This is a genomic window from Aeromonas enteropelogenes (assembly GCF_020097295.1).
Classification (GTDB): domain Bacteria; phylum Pseudomonadota; class Gammaproteobacteria; order Enterobacterales; family Aeromonadaceae; genus Aeromonas; species Aeromonas enteropelogenes.
Genome location: NZ_CP083625.1, coordinates 3,334,464 through 3,351,682, shown reverse-complemented (window position 1 = coordinate 3,351,682; position 17,219 = coordinate 3,334,464). Strand labels below are relative to the sequence as shown.

The window sequence follows — 17,219 nt, the reverse complement described above, 5'->3', positions numbered from 1 at the left end:
CCGGCTCCCATATCACTGTCCAGGTCACAGCGCAGCAGATCACCGCTTTTCATCCATGGGAAAAATCCTAGAATAAACAGACATAAACCATCACCGGAGTGATGTCATGATCAGCGTGTTTGATCTTTTTTCCATAGGTATCGGCCCCTCCTCTTCCCACACGGTGGGCCCCATGCGTGCAGCCTATGCCTTCGTTCAACAACTCAAGCTGCAGGGCCATTTACCCCACATCACCCGGGTCGAGGTGGAGTGCTACGGCTCTTTGGGCCAGACCGGCAAGGGGCACGGCACCGGCAAGGCGATCATTCTGGGACTCGCGGGATTCGAACCCGAATCCGTCGACATCGACGCAATCCCGGCCATGCTAGCCCGGGTCGACCAAGAACAAACCCTGCTGCTGGCAGGCGAGCAACCGAGCCGCTTCCCCCGCAGCGGCGCCATCATCTTCAACCGGCGTACCACCCTGCCAGCCCACACCAATGGCATGACCCTGCGCGCCTTTGCCGCCGACGATGCCATGGTGTCGAGCCAGACCTACTACTCGGTCGGGGGCGGCTTCATCATAGAGGAGAGCCAGTTCGCCACCGCCAAGGAGGACGCGGCCCGTCTCGATGCCGAGCACCCCATCCCCTATCCCTTTGACAGCGGAGCCCAACTGCTCGCCCACTGCCAGGAGAGCGGCCTCTCCATCTCGGGCCTGCTGCTCGCCAATGAGCGGGTCTTTCGCAGCGACGAACAGATAAAGGCAGGACTTCGCAAGATCTGGCACACCATGCAAAGCTGCATCGAGCGGGGTTGCAAGAGCGAGGGGGTGCTGCCGGGCGGACTCAAGGTGCGTCGCCGCGCCCCCGGACTGTTTCGCCAGCTCAGCTGCGAGACCAACTTCAACAAGGATCCCCTGATGGTGATGGAGTGGGTGGACCTGTTTGCCCTCGCCGTCAATGAAGAGAACGCGGCGGGCGGCCGGGTCGTCACCGCCCCCACCAACGGCGCCGCCGGCATCATCCCGGCAGTGCTGCACTACTATGATCGCTTCGTGCACAAGGTGGATGACGAGATCCTGGTGCGCTACTTCCTCACCGCCGCCGCCATCGGCATCCTTTATAAGAAGAACGCGTCGCTGTCGGGGGCCGAAGTGGGCTGTCAGGGGGAAGTGGGGGTCGCCTGCTCCATGGCCGCCGGTGCCCTCACCGAACTGCTCGGTGGCAGCCCCGCCATGGTGGAAAACGCCGCCGAGATCGGCATGGAGCACAATTTAGGGCTCACCTGCGATCCCATCGGCGGGCTGGTACAGGTCCCCTGCATCGAGCGCAACGCCATGGGGGCGGTCAAGGCGATCAACGCGGCGCGCCTGGCACTGCGCGGTACCGGTGAGCACAAGGTGTCGCTGGACAAGGTGATCAAGACCATGTGGGAAACCGGCAACGACATGAAGACCAAGTACAAGGAGACGGCCCGTGGTGGCCTGGCTGTTAACATTACAGAATGTTAATAAGCGATGCGAGCTTCATTCAGCCCTCAACTACCCGGCCTGGCCGGGTATTTTTTTGCTTATCGGCTTAACAAAATGGATAAGTACCAAAATAAATTTTATACTCGCGCCTCAGATTCAACAAAAATAGATCTATTTCAACTTTTTTTAGGCTTTGAACCGTTACACTGCGGTTATCTGGTTCAATGACCCGCGCAATCTGTGCGCACCATGGATCTCCCCAATTCAAGTGAGTGGGCATGCCGCCCCCTTCTACCCTGAGGTAATAGTGACATGATCAGCGTTTTTGATATCTTCAAAATCGGTGTAGGCCCCTCCTCTTCCCACACTGTTGGCCCGATGAAGGCTGCCAAACAGTTTGTTGACGAGCTTCGCGCAGGCGGCAAGATCCGCGATATCACCCGGATCAAGGTCGACGTCTACGGCTCTCTCTCCTGGACCGGCAAGGGCCACCACACCGACACTGCCATCATCATGGGTCTGGCCGGCAACCTGCCGGAGAACGTTGATATCGACGCTATCCCCGAGTTCATCTCCCGTGTCGAGCAGACCGAGCGTCTGCCCATCGGTCTGCACTGCCACACCGTCAGCTTCCCGCGCGATGCCATGGTGTTCCACGATGAAGCCCTGCCCCTGCACGAAAACGGCATGAAGCTGACCGCCTTCATCGAAGACGACGTCATCTACAGCAAGACTTATTACTCCATCGGCGGCGGCTTTATCGTCGACGAGGAGAACTTCGGCAAGGCCGACAGCGGCGACATGGCCGTGCGTTACCCGTTCAAGAGTGCCGCCGAACTGGTTGCCCACTGCAGCCAGACCGGTCTCTCCATCTCCTCCCTGATGATGGAGAACGAGAAGTGCTTCAACACCCCGGAAGAGATCTACAAGAAGTTCGGCAAGATCTGGAACACCATGCGTGAAGCCATCGATCGCGGCTGCCGCACCGAGGGCGTGCTCTCCGGTCCGCTGCGCGTGCCCCGTCGTGCCGCTCCCCTGTTCCGTCAGCTGAGCACCAACGAGAACCTCTCCAACGATCCCATGGGTATCGTCGACTGGGTCAACATGTTTGCCCTGGCGGTGAGCGAAGAGAACGCGGCCGGTGGTCGTGTGGTGACTGCACCGACCAACGGCGCCGCCGGCATCATCCCCGCCGTGCTGGCCTATTACGACAAGTTCATCCAGCCGGTTGGCCGCGACGACTACACCCGCTTCTTCCTGGCAGCCGGTGCCGTCGGCATCCTGTACAAGATGAACGCCTCCATCTCCGGCGCCGAAGTGGGTTGCCAGGGTGAAGTGGGCGTCTCCTGCTCCATGGCCGCAGCCGGTCTGACCGAGCTGATGGGTGGTAGCCCGGAGCACGTGTGTGAAGCGGCCGAGATCGCCATGGAACACAATCTGGGTCTGACTTGTGACCCGGTGGCCGGCCAGGTGCAGGTACCCTGCATCGAGCGCAACGCCATCGCCGCCATGAAGTCGGTCAACGCCTCCCGCATGGCCCTGCGCCGCACCTCCAAACCGCGCGTCTCCCTGGACAAGGTCATCGAGACCATGTACATCACCGGCAAGGACATGGACTCCAAGTACCGCGAAACCTCTCGCGGTGGCCTGGCCATCAAGGTGATGCAGGTTGCTTGCGAATAAGCAGTCCAGAATATAAAAAAGGCGGGTTATCCCGCCTTTTTTATTGCCGTTTTTCGCCACGCCAGCGCCAAGCTTTTTGGATCACGCAAGCCAATAGCGCCGGCCAGTACCGCTATGCTCGTGCAGCTAACCTTTTTTTAGACTCGCTTTAATACTCTCTTTCACACCGCCCTTCCTTTTCTCCTGGCACAGCTCCGGACGCCCGTTATCGGCCCTCACCAGCCACCCGCAGTATCACGGCATGAGGCAGGCCGTCTCATTGCCTGCGCGGGTCTGCGTACGAGAGCACTCGTCCAGGCAGGAGAAGTGCAACCACAACAGGGAGTTGCAAATATGGACAAGGGGCAAAAAGCCCGCGCTGAAATAAGTATCAGAGGTGGCCACTCACGCTATTTTGTGAGCGGTCGCAAAAGTTGATGATATTGTGTCCGGGCCGGATTGACTTTTAATTTGGATGTATTGGGCAATATTTCAACGCACTGATTAATTCGGCGTACCTATTATTGCCGGAATTATCTGCATCCTTGCCATGAGATGACGCGCCCCGAAATGGGGCGCTAAAAATACAAATAGCCGGTTCGCCATCCATTCTCGGCGATTGGGTACTGGATATTTAACCAGACTTTTTCAGCTGCGCCTTGTGCTGTTCCAGCAAATTTTCCGGAGGAGGTGGCACCTGCAGATAGAAGCCCTGGGTCGTCAGCGCCGCCATCACCTTGCTGACATTGGCCAGCCCCAGAGGCTTGGCGGGGTCCAGCTTGGTCATCAGCACCAGCTCGGGACGGCCGAAGGTGGTCATCAGCGCCTCGGGTACGCGGGAAAAATCCTCTCTTCTTTCAACAAAAAGATAGGTCTCGGCTTTTTTGCGACTTTTATAGACTGCACACAACATGGAAATTGATATAATCCGACGAGTTTATTGCCTCTGATGGGGGCAAACTATAACATCAGGAATTGAATAACAATAACGGATTAGCATCTCTGCCTCGGGGAAGATTCATGGTTGAGCGCGATAACGAATTGAAAGGGTCCACCTTCACTATTTCTGTGTTGCATATCAGCGATGGCGAGCCAGAGCGGATCCGTCAGTTGTTGGCCGAAAAGGTGGCCCAGGCCCCCTACTTTTTTAACTGTGCTCCCCTGGTGATCAATGTCTCCCGGCTGGAACATATCCCGGATTTTGAGCAGCTCAAGGAGTTGGTGGAATCCGAGGAGTTCGTGCTGGTGGGCGTGACCGGGGCGCGCAATGAAGAGATGAAGACGGCGGCCAAGGCCGCAGGGCTGGCGGTGATGGCCTCCGGCAAGAGCCGCAAGAGTGAACCGGCCCCCGAGCCGGTCGCCCCCGTGGCGGCCCCCGAACCCGAGCCAGCCCCCCTGATCCCGACCAGGGTACACGTGGGGCCGGTGCGCTCCGGTCAGCAGATTTATGCCGCAGGCACCTCCCTGGTGGTGCTGGGCTCAGTCAGTCCGGGGGCCGAAGTGCTCGCCGATGACAGCATTCATATTTATGGCACCCTGCGTGGCAGGGCCATTGCCGGCGCCCGTGGCAACACCCGGGCCCGGATCTATTGTCAGCAATTGCAGGCCGAGCTGCTCTCCATCGCGGGTACTTTCCAGTTGAGCGATGCCCTGCCGGCAGGCCTGATCCAGCAAGCGGTACATATCCGGCTGGACAATGAACAACTCCGAATAGACCGTATCAAATAGAGTTACAAGGAAGCGAGAATGGCGCGAATTATTGTCGTTACATCGGGTAAAGGTGGCGTTGGCAAGACCACAACCAGTGCGGCCCTGAGCACAGGTTTAGCCCAGCGTGGTCACAAGACAGTGGTCATCGATTTTGACATCGGTCTGAGAAACCTGGATCTCATCATGGGCTGCGAGCGCCGCGTGGTGTATGACTTCGTCAACGTCATCAATGGCGAGGCCAACCTCAACCAGGCCCTCATCAAAGACAAGCGTTGCGAGAACCTGTTCATCCTGCCCGCCTCCCAGACCCGGGACAAGGACGCACTGACCCGTGAAGGGGTCGAGAAGATCCTGGATCAGCTGGCCGAGATGAAGTTCGACTACATCGTCTGCGACTCCCCTGCCGGGATCGAAGCGGGCGCCCTGATGGCCCTCTACTTTGCCGACGAGGCCATCGTTACCACCAACCCGGAAGTCTCCTCCGTGCGTGACTCGGACCGGATCCTCGGCATCCTGGCCTCCAAGTCCCGCCGTGCCGAGCGCGGAGAAGACCCCATCAAGGAGCACCTGCTGCTGACCCGCTACTGCCCGACCCGCGTCAACCGTGGCGACATGCTGAGCGTGCAGGATGTGCAGGAGATCCTGGCCATCCCCCTGCTCGGGGTGATCCCGGAGTCCCAGGCGGTGCTGCGTGCCTCCAACTCCGGCGAACCGGTGATTCTGGACAAAGAGTCCGATGCCGGTCAGGCCTATGAAGATGCGGTGTCTCGCCTGCTGGGCGACACCAAGGAATTTCGTTTTTTGGAAGCAGAGAAGAAGGGCTTCTTTAGCCGACTGTTCGGGAGTTAAGCATGTCATTATTGGATTATTTTCGTTCCAACAAGAAACAGAACACCGCACAACTGGCCAAAGAGCGGTTGCAGATCATCGTTGCACACGAGCGTTCATCCAGAGGGGGGCCGGATTACCTGCCCCAGCTCAAGCAGGATATCCTCGATGTGATCCGTAAATACGTCAACATCGATCCGGACAAGATCACCGTCCAGCTGGATCAGAAGAGTGATGAGCTGTCGGTCCTCGAGCTCAACATCACCTTCGCCGATGACAAGAAGGGATGAGCTGACGCCCTATGCGTGACCTTTTTCCCCAATAAAGACCGGATCCTTGGCGGGATCCGGTCTTTTATCATCACAAATACCCCCTCATGACCCGCCCCGTCTCGCCAACCGCTCGCACGATCGCTAGAATAGCCGCGACCATCGGGTTTGCCCCGTCCGGTCACTTGTCCCCCTTTTCTGGAATCGATCGTTTATGTCTTTGAATGCCGAAATGCACAGCGTCGAGGAACTGCTCGACACCGCCCTCGAACTCTTCATGGAGCTGGCGTCCGACAACCTGCCGGAGCAGGAGATCACCCTCTTCAACCAGGAGTTCAACAACCGGGGCCTGCTGGCGGAAACCGATCCGGCCGACGACTGGGAAGCGGACGTGGGATTTGAGGTAAGCGATGCCGACTATGCCGAGATCTGGGTCGGCCTTGGCAACGAGCAAGAAGAGTACGAACACCTGTTCGCCCGTATGCTGCTCTCCCGCCGTGTCGACGAGAAGTTCTGCCACATCGAATGGCTCCCCCAATAATTCCGGATCCCGATGATCCGGATCACTACGACTGGGAACCAGAGCCTGATCCCGTGCGGCCGACACTGGTGCAACGCCTGCTGAAGTGGGTGGGCAAGCTGCTGCTGGCCGCCCTGCTGTTGTCGGTCGGCTCGGTGGCGCTGCTGCGTTTTATCGATCCGCCCATGTGGAGCTGGCGCATTGAGCGTGCGCTGTTTCCCCCAGCCAAGGTGGCTGAGGTCAAACATGACTGGGTGCCGCTTGGGCAGATCTCCCGCGAGTTGCAGCTGGCGGTGATCGCCGCCGAGGATCAGCATTTTGCCGAGCACCACGGTTTCGATCTCGATGCCATCAGCTCCGCCCTCAAGCACAATCAGCAGAGCAGCCGGGTGCGCGGTGCCAGCACCCTGAGCCAGCAGACGGCCAAGAATCTCTTCATGTGGAGCGATCGCAGCTTCCTGCGCAAGGGATTGGAGGCCTGGTTTACCCTGTTGATGGAGCTGGGCTGGGACAAGTCCCGCATCCTCGAGGTCTATCTCAATATTGTGGAGTTCGGACCGGGGATCTATGGCGCCGAAGCGGCGGCCAGACACTACTTCGGCAAACCGGCTGCAAGGCTGACTCGCTATGAGGCCTCCCTGCTGGCGGCGGCGCTGCCCAACCCCTGGCGCTACAAGGTCAATCCCCCTTCACCCTATGTGCAGCAGCGCTCGGCCTGGATCCGCCGCCAGATGAGTCAGCTCGGCCAGCTCACCCTGACCCGGGTCCAGCAGGCCGATTGATGATTAACCGGCGTCGGGAGGCGCCGGGGGACCGAGATGACCACCCACCGTCTCGCGGTGAAGCGGCAGATAGTGCCACCACCAGGTCTCCCGCCGTCGCTTGATCTGCCGTCGTCGTCCTCGCGGTTTCATCCTCTGACTCCCCTGCATGGCTGCGTGTTAACCATACCCTTACCGGGGCCAATTGGACAGACCCGCCCGTCTGCCGGCGCACTGGTCTGGCCGCCGGTGCCAATCCTTGCTACAGTAGCGAACCCCGACGAATCTGGAGTGATTTCATGGAACAGCGTACCCCGGATCAGCTGGTCGAATGGGCCTATGATCAGTTTCTCGAACAGGCTGCAGACATGCTGGCCCCTGAGCAAATTGTCGATATCACCCTGGAGTTTGAAAAGCGTGGCGCCGTCGAGGCGACGCTGCCTAATGCAGACTGGTCCACAGAATTGGGCGAACCGGTCGACATGGAACGCTGGGTAGAGGTGTGGGTCGGCTTGCTGGATCATCAGGATGAATTCGAGGTGATCTTCGCCACCTTCCTGTTGCCCCGGCTGATGCAGGAAAATGAAGTTCATATACGCTGGCATCGCCAGCAACAGGCATAAAAAAGGCGCCCTCGGCGCCTTTCTCGTTTTTACTGTCAACCCTCACATTCAGGGTTGGGCCGCGATGGCCTTGGCCAGACAGCGGCGACACCAGCAGGCGCCGGCCTCGCTCATGGGCAGGGCCGGCAGCTGGCTGCACCAACACTCATCTATGGTGGCGCCAGCGGAAACAGCGCAGTAGGCCGGCTCTCCGCAGCCCGGGCAGAGATGGGTGCTTTTCGAGCCATCCAGCTCGGCCATCACCGCCAGCTGGGCCTCGCTCTCCATCGCCGACCAGTGACCTATCTCGGAGAGGGTGCGACCACAGCCGAGACAGAGGCCATCTTTCGCCCGGCACGTACCGATGCAGGGGCTCGGCACTTACTCCTGCTCCCCGTCCTGGGCAGCGTCAGTCAGGGTGATGCAGTTGTCTTCGATGACGATCTTGCCCTGCTTGTAGAGGCCGCCGATGGCCTTCTTGAAGGTGCCCTTGCTCATGGCAAACAGCTTGTAGATGAGCTCGGGCTCGCTCTTGTCGCCCACCGCCAGGCTGCCGCCCTGCTTTTTCATTCGCGCCAGGATGCGTTCGCCGGCGTCATCCACCTTGGCCATCCCCGGCTTTTGCAGAGTCAGATCCAGCTTGCCATCCTCGCGCACCTGCTTGACCCAGGCAGTCTGGGGACGCCCCGTCATCACCCGGCCGAAGATCTCGTTGCGAAACAGCATGCCCGGATACTGGCCGTTGACGATCACCTTGATGCCCAAGGGAGAGTGTTCACCTGGCAGGGCGGTCACCTCGTCACCCGCCTTGAAGGGCGGTTTGGCGGTGCTGAGGAAACGCTCCAGGCGGCTGGTGCCCACCATGCGCCCTTCGTGATCGAGCATCAGGCGCACCAGATAAGTATGCCCCACCTGCATCGGCTTGTTCTGCTCGCGGCTTGGCACGAACAAATCCTTTTTCATGCCCCAGTCGAGGAAGGCGCCGATCTTGTTGGCGTTGACCACTTTGAGGCCGGCAAATTCGTCCACCATGGCAAACGGCTTGTCAGTGGTGATCACCGGCTCGCAGTCAGCATCCAGATAGAGGAAGACCTGCACATCGTCCCCCTCTTTGACCCCTTCCGGCAGCTGGCGCTTGGGCAGCAGCAGTTCACCGTACTCCCCGGCCGCGAGCCAGGCGCCACGGTCTTCGAGTTCAACGACGTTGAGGGTGTTCATCTTGCCAATCTGTATCATGGTGCTCTCTTTTTCTTTACCGGATGGGCCAGCTGGATCAGGGCCCTGATGGCCGCGCATGTTACCCCAAAACCGGCGATCCGGCCTAGTCCCCATCGCAACGCAAGGCCTCGTCTTTGGTGCATTTCGCCTCCAGACAGGCGATAAAATCGCCATGCAGGCGGGCTTTTACTGCAAATAACCCCACATTTAGGTAGACTTCGCGGCTGTTCAAATCCAGAGGAGTCGTCGATGAACCCATCCACTCGTACCCGCCATCTTAATCAATGGATCCAGCAACACAGCTCGCAGGACATGACCTACCCTGCCCTGCACGGCTTTTTGTGCGCCCGCCTGGTGGGGCCGGAGCAGCCCGACTGGCAGCAGCCGCTGGCCGGTTTGCTGGAGCAGGATGCCGAGCTGGATGAGAAGAGCGCCGAAGCGCTGCACCATCTGATCGCGGAGCTGGAGAGCCTGGCCGATGAAGAGCAACTGGCCCTGCCCAGCCAGTGTCGCCTGCCCAGTGACGATCCCGAGCAGGTATTCGACAAACAGCATCCCCTCGGGCAATGGTGCTACGGGTTTAGTCAGGGGTTTGCCACCTGGCCCAAGCCAAAGGATTTGAACGATCTCACCACCCAGCACAGATTCAGCCTCGCGGCCGAGCTCTGTCTGTTTCGTGACAAGCCCATGGCGCAGATGCTCTATAGCGCTGCCGCCAGCGATCTGCCGTTTGCCGAATTCTGCAAACGCCAGCGCCAGCACATGAAGACCGCCCTCAACCAGTTGCTCAATCTGGATCAATACCAGGCTGCCCCCAGCGCCGAGGTGGCACTGGACAGCGAGCAGGCCGAGCAGTGGCAAAAGTGGTTCGCCCTGGCCGATGCCAGCCGGGATCACAAGGTGCGTCTGGGCTGGTTCGACAAGATCATCGCCGATGCCAGCCCGTTGTTTGACGATGCCTTCTGGCAACAGATCGCCGGCCATGGCTGGAGTTCCCACGAAGCCAGACCGCTGCTGGCGGCCAGAGCCGGCCGCGCCGACTGCCTGCTGCAGTTGAGCCAGTTGGCTGAGGCCAGGGCTGAATACCTGGATCTGCTCACCCTCTGCCAGGCCGACGAGCCGGGTTGTCGCTATCACCTCTCCACCCTCTATGCCCGGCAAGGGGACTGGCAGGCGCTGGCCGGATTGCTGGTACGCTTTGACGAAGCCTCCAGCTGGCTGCTCTACAACAAGGCGCTGATGGTGTTTGCCACAAAAGGCGCCGAGGCGGCCAGGGAGCATTTGCTGGCGGCCATCAATGCCAACCCGCACATCCCGGCCTGCCTGCTCGGTCAGCGCAAGCTGCCAAAGCAGGAGCCCGGCAGCTGGCAGGCGGGCAGCCGTGACGAAGCGGCGCTCTACGCCCTCTATAGCCGCGATGCCTGGCTCAAGCACCAGGCCCTGCTCTGGTTGCGCAAAGGCTGAACAAACCCGGATTAAAAACCCGCCTGACTGACCCGGCTTTCGCAGGATGTCGTGCGCCACCGCACATTTCATCGCTGCCGGGTCAGACAAATCTGCGTTAGTCTCGTATCATCATTGTCAAAGTATCAAAAGAAACTGCACCAGATGCAGCTGTCACAGCAGGGTGTAATATGTCAAAAATCATCGCTTTACTCGCCCACTACCCGCCCTATCAGTTGGTTCACGCCGCCGAGATGCTACGGGATACCTTCGAGCAGTTTTACGAACAGCGCTATCAACTGACCGTGCCCCAGTGGCGCCTGATGATGGTGCTCGGCCCCCACTACCCCATCAGCCAGAAAGAGCTGGTAGAGGCGAGTGGCATGGACAAGGTGCGCATCTCTCGCGAGATCCGCCGTCTGGCCGAGAAGGGGATCATCTTTACCGAGAGCAGCGAGCAGGACAAACGCATCAGCCTGGTCTCCCTCACCAATGCGGGCCTCTCCCTCTTCCAGCAGCTCAAGAGCGAGGCGGGAAGCTGGCAGCACACCCTGACCGATTACCTGCCCAGCGAATCTCGCGAAGCGATCCGCCAGCATCTGCACACCGTCAGTGCCGCCATCGAGCAGCTACAATCCCTGGACAAGGAGCAATAACCATGGATTTGAAAAAATTCGCCACCATGGACGTCAACATGCTGCTGAGCCTGATCAATATGCAGCTGCGCGATCGCTATGACGATCTGGATGATCTCTGCAAGGCGCAGGATCTCGATAAAGCGGCCCTCGAGGCCAGGCTCGCCAGCGGCGATTTCCACTACCAGCCTGATCAGAAGCAATTCAGATAGGGATCAGGATCACAGAGCCGGCCGCGGCGCTGGTTCCATGGCCAAAACCTGATATGGTCGGAGGAGCCCCAACAGAGGGAAGCCCCGACGGTTTGATGGATGGATACATCAGGCTGTCACAAGAGGGCATTAGATTCGTTTCAGGCAAGCAAACCAAGGATGACCCAAGATGATGACCCGACAGAACCTGCTGATCAGCCTCGCCGCCTTGTTGATGATCAGCCTGTTTATTCCCTACTTGCCGCAAGATGGTGAACAGTGGCTCACCACCCTGCTCTGCGCCCTGCTGGTGGCCGTATTCCTGGTGCTGATCCGCGGCTGTCGCCGCTTTATCATGGATTGACGGCCCGACTCTCTTGCCTATGGCGTTAAAGGGCTTTTCTTCTCTCCCAACCCTTGTGTCACCCGCCTCCTTTAAAAAACAAACGCAGCCAGATGGCTGCGTTTGTCATTATCCGAAAATCGCGACGGGCAGGTCGGCTTAGACGGCGAGGCTCTCCAGCTGCGCCTTGGCCGCTTCCATCCCCTTGCTCTGGGCTTCCGGCCCCATCCCCATCCCCTCGGCGTAGATGAAGTCCACCTCCTTGATGCCGATGAAACCCAGCACGGTGCGCATGTAGGGGGTCACCAGATCGGTGGCGCTGCCGACGTGCATGCCGCCACGAGGGCTGATCACCAGGGCCCGGGTGTTCTCCACCAGGCCGACCGGACCGGTCTCGGTGTAGCGGAAGGTCACACCGGCACGAGCCACCAGGTCAATCCAGTTCTTCAGCTGGGTCGGGATGTTGAAGTTGTACATGGGGGCGGCAATTACCACCAGATCGCTTGCTTTCAATTCGGCGATCAGCTCGTCGGACTGGGCCAGCACAGCCAGTTGGCGCTCGTTCAGGTTCTCGCCACCACGCAGGCCGGAGGCCAGCTCGCCATCCAGCACCGGCAGGTTCAGGGCCGCCAGATCACGCACTGTGACGGTATCATCCTGATGCTCGGCCAGGAAGCCGTCGATCAGGGCGTTGGATTGGGAGTATTGACCCAGGATGCTGGATTTGAGTACGAGGATGTTGGCCATGATGACGCTCCGTTTGCTTGTCAGTTGAACAGTGTGGCTGTCGATGGAGGTCACTCTAAACATTGGGCTTCTATACAGATAGCGAAAATAGATGCTCAACTTGTTCAAAATTTTTGATATTGGCCCACTTCCTCGCCAAAGAGCGCACTTCCCGGGCCGCACGCCTTGGCATAACAAACGATTGCCGTTATGATCCGCCGCACTTTTTTCAGTGACCCGGATCCCATGGCACCCTCACGGCACTCTCCCATTGCCGGTGCAGTCTGGATGATGGTGGCTGGCCTCTGTTTCGCCGCCGTCAACAGCCTGAGCCAGTATGTCAGCTTCAAACTCGGCCTTGCCTCCACCCAGGTCGCCTTTCACCAGTATCTGATCGCCCTGATCTGCCTGCTGCCCTGGCTGGTTCGCCACGGCTTGCGCCAGTCCCTGATGACCAACCAGTTCCGGCTGCACCTGTTGCGTGTCGCCCTGGCGGTGATCGGCATCCAGTTCTGGTTGTGGGCGCTGGCCGTGCCCGTCCCCATCTGGCAGGGCATAGCGCTGCTGATGACCTCTCCCCTGTTTGCCACCCTGGGGTCGGCCCTGCTGCTCAAGGAGCAGGTGAGCCGGGCCCGCATTCTGGCGACCCTGGCGGGGTTTGCCGGGGCCATGGTGATCCTGGCCCCCTGGACCGACGATTTCAGCTGGGCCTCCCTGCTGCCGGTGGCCGCCGCCCTGTTCTGGGCCGGTTACTCCCTGCTGGTGCGCTATCAGGCGGCGAGCGAGTCGTCCCACACCATAGTGGTCTACCTGCTTATCTTCAGCACCCCCTTCAATGCCATGCTGGCTCTGCCGGAATGGCAATGGCCCACGGCCGATCAATGGCAACTGGTCGCCCTGGCCGGAGTGCTGTCGGCGCTGGCCCAGATGTCCATCGCCCGCGCCTACAGCGTGGCGGAGGCCTCCTTCGTGCAGCCCTTCGACTTTGCCAAGCTGCCCATGAACGTGCTGGCAGGCTGGCTGGTATTTGGCTGGGCCCCTCCGGGCCGACTGTGGCTCGGCGCCGCCATCATCATTGGCGCCGTGACGCTGCTGACTCATCTGGAGCAGCGCGCCAGCAAATCCGTTTCCTGAGGTACGCCATGCGTGCCTCTTTTTTTGTCCGCTATTGGCCGCCAATAGTGACCGCAACAATGTGACCATCGACATCAGGAGAAATCGTATGTTTGGAACCGCAACCCGCCCTGGCGCCACCCGTGCCCTGCTGCTGGGCTCCGGCGAACTGGGCAAGGAAGTCGCCATCGAGTTGCAGCGGTTCGGGATCGAAGTGATCGCCGCCGACCGTTATGCCAATGCCCCCGCCATGCAGGTAGCCCACCATGCCCGCGTGCTGGACATGCTGGATGGCGCCGCCCTGCGCGACCTGGTCGCCGAGGTAAAACCCGACCTCATCATCCCCGAGATCGAGGCCATCGCCACCGATACCCTGGCTTTGCTGGAGCAGGAAGGGGTCAAGGTGGTACCGAATGCCCGCGCCACCCAGCTCACCATGAACCGGGAGGGGATCCGCCGGCTCGCCGCCGAAGAGTTGGGTCTGCCCACCTCCCCCTACCGTTTTGCCCAGAGCCGGGAAGAGTTTGACGCCGCCGTACACGCCATCGGTCTGCCCTGCGTAGTCAAGCCCGTGATGAGCTCGTCTGGCAAGGGCCAGAGCGTGCTGCGCGATCTCGCCAGGCTGGAGGAGAGCTGGACCTATGCCCAGGAGGGGGGCCGCGCCGGGCGAGGCAAGGTGATCGTCGAAGGTTTCGTGCCCTTTGAGTACGAGATCACCCTGCTCACAGTACGCGCCGTGGACGGTATTCACTTCTGCGATCCCATCGGCCACCGTCAGGAGGATGGCGACTACCGTGAATCCTGGCAGCCCCAGCAGATGAGCGAACTGGCGCTGGCCAGATCCAAAGAGGTAGCGGCCAAGGTGGTCGAGGCCCTCGGCGGTTATGGCCTGTTCGGGGTCGAGCTCTTCATCAGGGGCGACGAGGTGTGGTTCAGCGAAGTCTCCCCCCGCCCCCACGACACCGGCATGGTGACCCTGATCTCCCAGGATCTCTCCGAGTTCGCCCTGCACGTGCGCGCCATCCTGGGACTGCCCATCGGTACCATCACCCAGTACGGACCGAGCGCCTCCGCTGTGGTGCTGCGCGAAGGCCACAGCCAGAATATCCGTTATCAGGGGATTGGCGAGGCGCTGGCTATGGTGCCGGGTGCCCAGCTGCGCCTCTTCGGCAAACCGGAGATCGCCGGTCGCCGCCGTCTCGGGGTGGCACTGGCGCGTGCCAAACAGTGCAGCGAGGCGGTAGAAAAAGCCAAAGCGGTCGCGGCCGGGGTCAAGGTGCTGTTCTAAGCCCACTTTTTTGGCACACGAAATCAAACGTTTGCCAGCATGATCCAGCGCAAGGGGCATGACGATGCCCCTTTTTCATTTGCGAGTCCGCCTTATAATCCCCCCCTTAACCTTTGTCTGGAGTACAAGATGTTAGCTGCCGTGATCTTCGATATGGATGGTGTTCTGATCGACTCGGAACCCTTTTGGCAACGGGCCCAGATGGCCGTCTTCTCCGAGCTGGGCCATCCCCACTCGGTCGAGGATTGCGAATCGACCATAGGCGTGCGCATCGATCAGCTGGTAGCCCACTGGTATCGGCTGCGCCCCTGGAGCGGCCCCAGCCAGGAAGAGGTGGTGCAGCGCATCCTGGACAGGGTCAACGCCCTGATCCTGAGCGAAGGCCAGGCCAAGGCCGGCGTGCTGGCAGCGCTCGATCTTATCGAGGCGCAAGGACTTAAAGTGGGTCTTGCCACCTCCTCGCCCTTTGCCATGGTGGAGGCGGTGCTCGGCAAGCTCGGTATCCGCGATCACTTCCTGGCGGTTCACTCCGCCGAGGTGGAGCGTTTTGGCAAGCCGCACCCGGATGTCTATATCCACGCCGCCGAGAAACTGGGAGTGGAGCCGGTGCACTGTCTCGCCATCGAAGACAGCTTCACCGGTCTGCTGGCGGCCAAGGCGGCCTCCATGAAGGCGCTGATCGTGCCGGATCCGGCTTTAGTGGGCGATCCGCGTCTGGCCATCGCCGACCATCAGTTGTGCTCTCTCACCGAGCTGGATGCCGACATGCTGGCCCGCTGGGTCAAATAAGTCACAAAGGGGCGCTGGCCAATTAAGTGGCATACGCTCGCAAGCGCTTTTTCCCGCCCCTTCGCTTCCAAAGAAGGGGCCTTAACTGACCTGACTTCCCCTCTCTTTCGCCTCTGCTGAGCAGACCCCTCACTTGTGTTTGATCCCTGCCATAAACGTGCGCTTGCTCGCGGTCAACGCCTTTCCGGAGGGCTAAAATCAACTCAAGAAGAGGCGGCCCACGGGCCCGAGGAGGTCATCATGATCGAGTACACCAGCAAGCGCATCGTCTGCCCCCACTGTGGTCATCACACCCGGGTCGAGCTGGATGCCAGCCAGGGGGATCAGGAGTTCTATGAAGATTGCATGGCCTGCTGCAACCCCATCCATCTGCGGCTGCACCGGGATGAGGCGCGCAACTGCCTGCAACTGTTTGTGGATGCCGACGACGAACAGCTGTTCTGATTGGCTGTGACGTCAAGGATGCTGCCGTTGTATCAACCGACGGCGCAGCGCAGGCCCTGTCCGCCAAGATTTGTCAGAAATGAATACCAACAAGAAGGGCCTGCATCATGCAGGCCCTTCTTCATTGCAGTGGCAACACGCTCTTCACTGGCCTTCGCGGGCCGCCAGCACCCGCTCCACCGTATCGACGATGGCCTGGGTCTGGGGATCGATCTCGATATTGGTGCGCCAACCCGCCTTGACCCAGCCGAGGTTGGTGCGAGCCAGGGTCTCGGGGATGAGGTGCACACAGAACTCGTTGCCCCTCACCTCGCCCACGGTCAGGCTGATGCCGTCGATGCCGATATAGCCCTTGGTCAACACGTATTTCATGAGCGCGGGATCAAGGCGATACCACACCTGGCGGTTGTTGGGGGTGTCGATCACCGAGGTGACCTCCGCCATGCCCATGATGTGACCGGACATGGCGTGACCGCCGATCTCGTCGCCGAAGCGGGCAGCCCGCTCCACGTTGACCTTGTCCCCTACCTGCAAGGCGCCAAGGTTGGTCAGGCGCAGGGTCTCCTGCATCAGATCGAAGCTGACCAGTTCCCCCTCCACCCGGGTCACGGTGAGGCAGCAACCGTTGTGGGCCACGGATGCCCCCAGCGCCAGCCCTTCCCCCCAGGCCGGGTCCGGCATGCGGATCACATGGGTGCGAAAGTTGGACTGGGCGTCGATGGCCACCAGTTCGGCGGTCCCCTGCACTATGCCGGTGAACATGTCTCGTCTCCTGCTACAACAAAAATGGCAGGGTAACCTCGTGCTGGTCGCCAGACAAGCGCACCGGCTGACAAGGCGGCCCGGGCTCGCTATAGTGGCGACCATTCATCCTAGGCTCAACAAGGAAAATTTATGCAGGTATATCAATGCTGTGAGGCTATCCGCATCGCCTACAACCAGATAGGTTCCGGCGAACAGGGTTATGTGCCCAAGGCCATCGCCGCCGCCATCCGGGCCCTCGACGCCGTCGCCTCCGATGAGCGGGTGCCCGCCGAGCTGCGCGAGCAAGCTGCCTACGCCGCCGCCAACCTGTTGATCAGCGATCACGAAGACGCCTGATCTGCCCGTCAAGCCGGAGCGCCAAACGTTTCTCCGACGCCCGATTTCAGGCTAGAATGACCCTCTTTCCCTCTGCATGCCGCGTCCAGGTATGCAGGGGCCCTTTCCGATACCCGTTCTTTC

At 60.2% G+C, this 17,219-nt stretch carries 23 protein-coding genes; 17 read left to right on the top strand and 6 right to left on the bottom strand.

What is annotated here, in order from left to right; translation table 11 throughout:
* Positions 1-106: 106 nt before the first annotated feature.
* Together LA321_RS15650 and LA321_RS15645 are read left to right on the top strand one after the other, a co-directional pair.
* Positions 107-1,492, top strand: a complete 1,386-nt coding sequence (locus LA321_RS15650) for an L-serine ammonia-lyase (RefSeq protein ID WP_042026074.1) — start codon at positions 107-109, stop codon at positions 1,490-1,492.
* A 273-nt stretch (positions 1,493-1,765) separates the two neighbouring features.
* Positions 1,766-3,136: an L-serine ammonia-lyase gene (locus tag LA321_RS15645; protein ID WP_042026072.1), complete on the top strand. Its 1,371-nt coding sequence runs from the start codon at positions 1,766-1,768 to the stop codon at positions 3,134-3,136.
* A gap of 613 nt (positions 3,137-3,749) precedes the next feature.
* Here LA321_RS15645 and LA321_RS15640 read toward each other — a convergent pair.
* Positions 3,750-4,028, bottom strand: a complete 279-nt coding sequence (locus LA321_RS15640; RefSeq protein WP_042026070.1) for a YcgL domain-containing protein — start codon at positions 4,026-4,028, stop codon at positions 3,750-3,752.
* Positions 4,029-4,135: 107 nt separating this feature from the next.
* Here LA321_RS15640 and minC point away from each other — a divergent pair, with 107 nt between their 5' ends.
* The 5 genes from minC to mtgA all read left to right on the top strand — a co-directional run bounded on the left by minC (position 4,136) and on the right by mtgA (position 7,224).
* Entirely contained in the window at positions 4,136-4,843 is a 708-nt protein-coding gene (minC, locus tag LA321_RS15635; protein WP_042069244.1) for a septum site-determining protein MinC, read from the top strand.
* Positions 4,844-4,861: 18 nt separating this feature from the next.
* Entirely contained in the window at positions 4,862-5,674 is an 813-nt protein-coding gene (gene minD / locus LA321_RS15630) for a septum site-determining protein MinD (RefSeq protein WP_042026066.1), read from the top strand.
* A gap of 2 nt (positions 5,675-5,676) precedes the next feature.
* Positions 5,677-5,943 (top strand): cell division topological specificity factor MinE, encoded by a 267-nt coding sequence (minE, locus tag LA321_RS15625; protein ID WP_042012553.1) that lies wholly within the window; start codon positions 5,677-5,679, stop codon positions 5,941-5,943.
* Between the two features lie 193 nt (positions 5,944-6,136).
* A complete protein-coding gene (locus tag LA321_RS15620; RefSeq protein ID WP_042026064.1) occupies positions 6,137-6,463 on the top strand; it encodes an HI1450 family dsDNA-mimic protein in 327 nt (108 codons plus the stop codon).
* Entirely contained in the window at positions 6,448-7,224 is a 777-nt protein-coding gene (mtgA, locus tag LA321_RS15615) for a monofunctional biosynthetic peptidoglycan transglycosylase (protein ID WP_042069242.1), read from the top strand. Before LA321_RS15620 ends, mtgA begins: the two co-directional genes overlap by 16 nt.
* A 3-nt stretch (positions 7,225-7,227) precedes the next feature.
* Here mtgA and LA321_RS20235 read toward each other — a convergent pair whose 3' ends face one another.
* Positions 7,228-7,356, bottom strand: a complete 129-nt coding sequence (locus LA321_RS20235; protein ID WP_267884078.1) for a hypothetical protein — start codon at positions 7,354-7,356, stop codon at positions 7,228-7,230.
* A gap of 146 nt (positions 7,357-7,502) precedes the next feature.
* On the opposite strand from LA321_RS20235, the gene LA321_RS15610 reads away from it, so the two are divergent.
* The gene (locus tag LA321_RS15610) at positions 7,503-7,826 is read left to right on the top strand and encodes an HI1450 family dsDNA-mimic protein (protein ID WP_026457797.1); all 324 of its coding nucleotides are present in this window, start codon (positions 7,503-7,505) and stop codon (positions 7,824-7,826) included.
* 48 nt (positions 7,827-7,874) lie between these two features.
* Here the strand turns inward: LA321_RS15610 and LA321_RS15605 are convergent, their stop codons facing one another.
* Both LA321_RS15605 and LA321_RS15600 read right to left on the bottom strand, forming a co-directional pair.
* Positions 7,875-8,186, bottom strand: coding sequence for a DUF1289 domain-containing protein (locus LA321_RS15605; RefSeq protein WP_042069241.1), 312 nt, complete (start codon positions 8,184-8,186; stop codon positions 7,875-7,877).
* A complete protein-coding gene (locus tag LA321_RS15600; protein ID WP_042069238.1) occupies positions 8,187-9,041 on the bottom strand; it encodes a CvfB family protein in 855 nt (284 codons plus the stop codon).
* Positions 9,042-9,272: 231 nt separating this feature from the next.
* On the opposite strand from LA321_RS15600, the gene LA321_RS15595 reads away from it, so the two are divergent.
* The 4 genes from LA321_RS15595 (at position 9,273) to LA321_RS15580 (ending at position 11,656) form a co-directional block, all read left to right on the top strand.
* Positions 9,273-10,487, top strand: a complete 1,215-nt coding sequence (locus LA321_RS15595; RefSeq protein WP_042069236.1) for a UPF0149 family protein — start codon at positions 9,273-9,275, stop codon at positions 10,485-10,487.
* A gap of 170 nt (positions 10,488-10,657) precedes the next feature.
* Positions 10,658-11,122, top strand: coding sequence for a MarR family winged helix-turn-helix transcriptional regulator (locus LA321_RS15590; RefSeq protein ID WP_026458376.1), 465 nt, complete (start codon positions 10,658-10,660; stop codon positions 11,120-11,122).
* 2 nt (positions 11,123-11,124) lie between these two features.
* A complete protein-coding gene (locus tag LA321_RS15585; RefSeq protein WP_026458375.1) occupies positions 11,125-11,313 on the top strand; it encodes a DUF4250 domain-containing protein in 189 nt (62 codons plus the stop codon).
* 169 nt (positions 11,314-11,482) lie between these two features.
* Positions 11,483-11,656: a hypothetical protein gene (locus tag LA321_RS15580; RefSeq protein ID WP_167335313.1), complete on the top strand. Its 174-nt coding sequence runs from the start codon at positions 11,483-11,485 to the stop codon at positions 11,654-11,656.
* Positions 11,657-11,794: 138 nt separating this feature from the next.
* Here LA321_RS15580 and LA321_RS15575 read toward each other — a convergent pair whose 3' ends face one another.
* Positions 11,795-12,382 (bottom strand): FMN-dependent NADH-azoreductase, encoded by a 588-nt coding sequence (locus tag LA321_RS15575; RefSeq protein ID WP_042069234.1) that lies wholly within the window; start codon positions 12,380-12,382, stop codon positions 11,795-11,797.
* Positions 12,383-12,607: 225 nt separating this feature from the next.
* Between LA321_RS15575 and LA321_RS15570 the strand changes: the two genes are divergently transcribed.
* From LA321_RS15570 to LA321_RS15555, 4 genes are all read left to right on the top strand, one after another.
* Positions 12,608-13,495, top strand: coding sequence for a DMT family transporter (locus tag LA321_RS15570; RefSeq protein WP_042070002.1), 888 nt, complete (start codon positions 12,608-12,610; stop codon positions 13,493-13,495).
* Between the two features lie 88 nt (positions 13,496-13,583).
* Positions 13,584-14,762 carry a formate-dependent phosphoribosylglycinamide formyltransferase gene (purT, locus tag LA321_RS15565; protein WP_042069233.1) on the top strand — a complete coding sequence of 393 codons (1,179 nt, stop codon included), beginning with the start codon at positions 13,584-13,586 and terminating at the stop codon, positions 14,760-14,762.
* Positions 14,763-14,891: 129 nt separating this feature from the next.
* On the top strand, positions 14,892-15,551 hold the full coding sequence (gene hxpB, locus LA321_RS15560; RefSeq protein WP_042069232.1) for a hexitol phosphatase HxpB: 660 nt from the start codon (positions 14,892-14,894) through the stop codon (positions 15,549-15,551).
* Positions 15,552-15,791: 240 nt separating this feature from the next.
* On the top strand, positions 15,792-15,995 hold the full coding sequence (locus tag LA321_RS15555; protein ID WP_026457488.1) for a CPXCG motif-containing cysteine-rich protein: 204 nt from the start codon (positions 15,792-15,794) through the stop codon (positions 15,993-15,995).
* A gap of 144 nt (positions 15,996-16,139) precedes the next feature.
* Here the strand turns inward: LA321_RS15555 and LA321_RS15550 are convergent, their stop codons facing one another.
* The gene (locus tag LA321_RS15550) at positions 16,140-16,757 is read right to left on the bottom strand and encodes a riboflavin synthase (protein ID WP_042069231.1); all 618 of its coding nucleotides are present in this window, start codon (positions 16,755-16,757) and stop codon (positions 16,140-16,142) included.
* Between the two features lie 132 nt (positions 16,758-16,889).
* On the opposite strand from LA321_RS15550, the gene LA321_RS15545 reads away from it, so the two are divergent.
* Complete coding sequence (locus LA321_RS15545) at positions 16,890-17,096, top strand: YaeP family protein (protein ID WP_026457486.1); 207 nt, start codon at positions 16,890-16,892, stop codon at positions 17,094-17,096.
* The last annotated feature ends 123 nt before the right edge of the window (positions 17,097-17,219 follow it).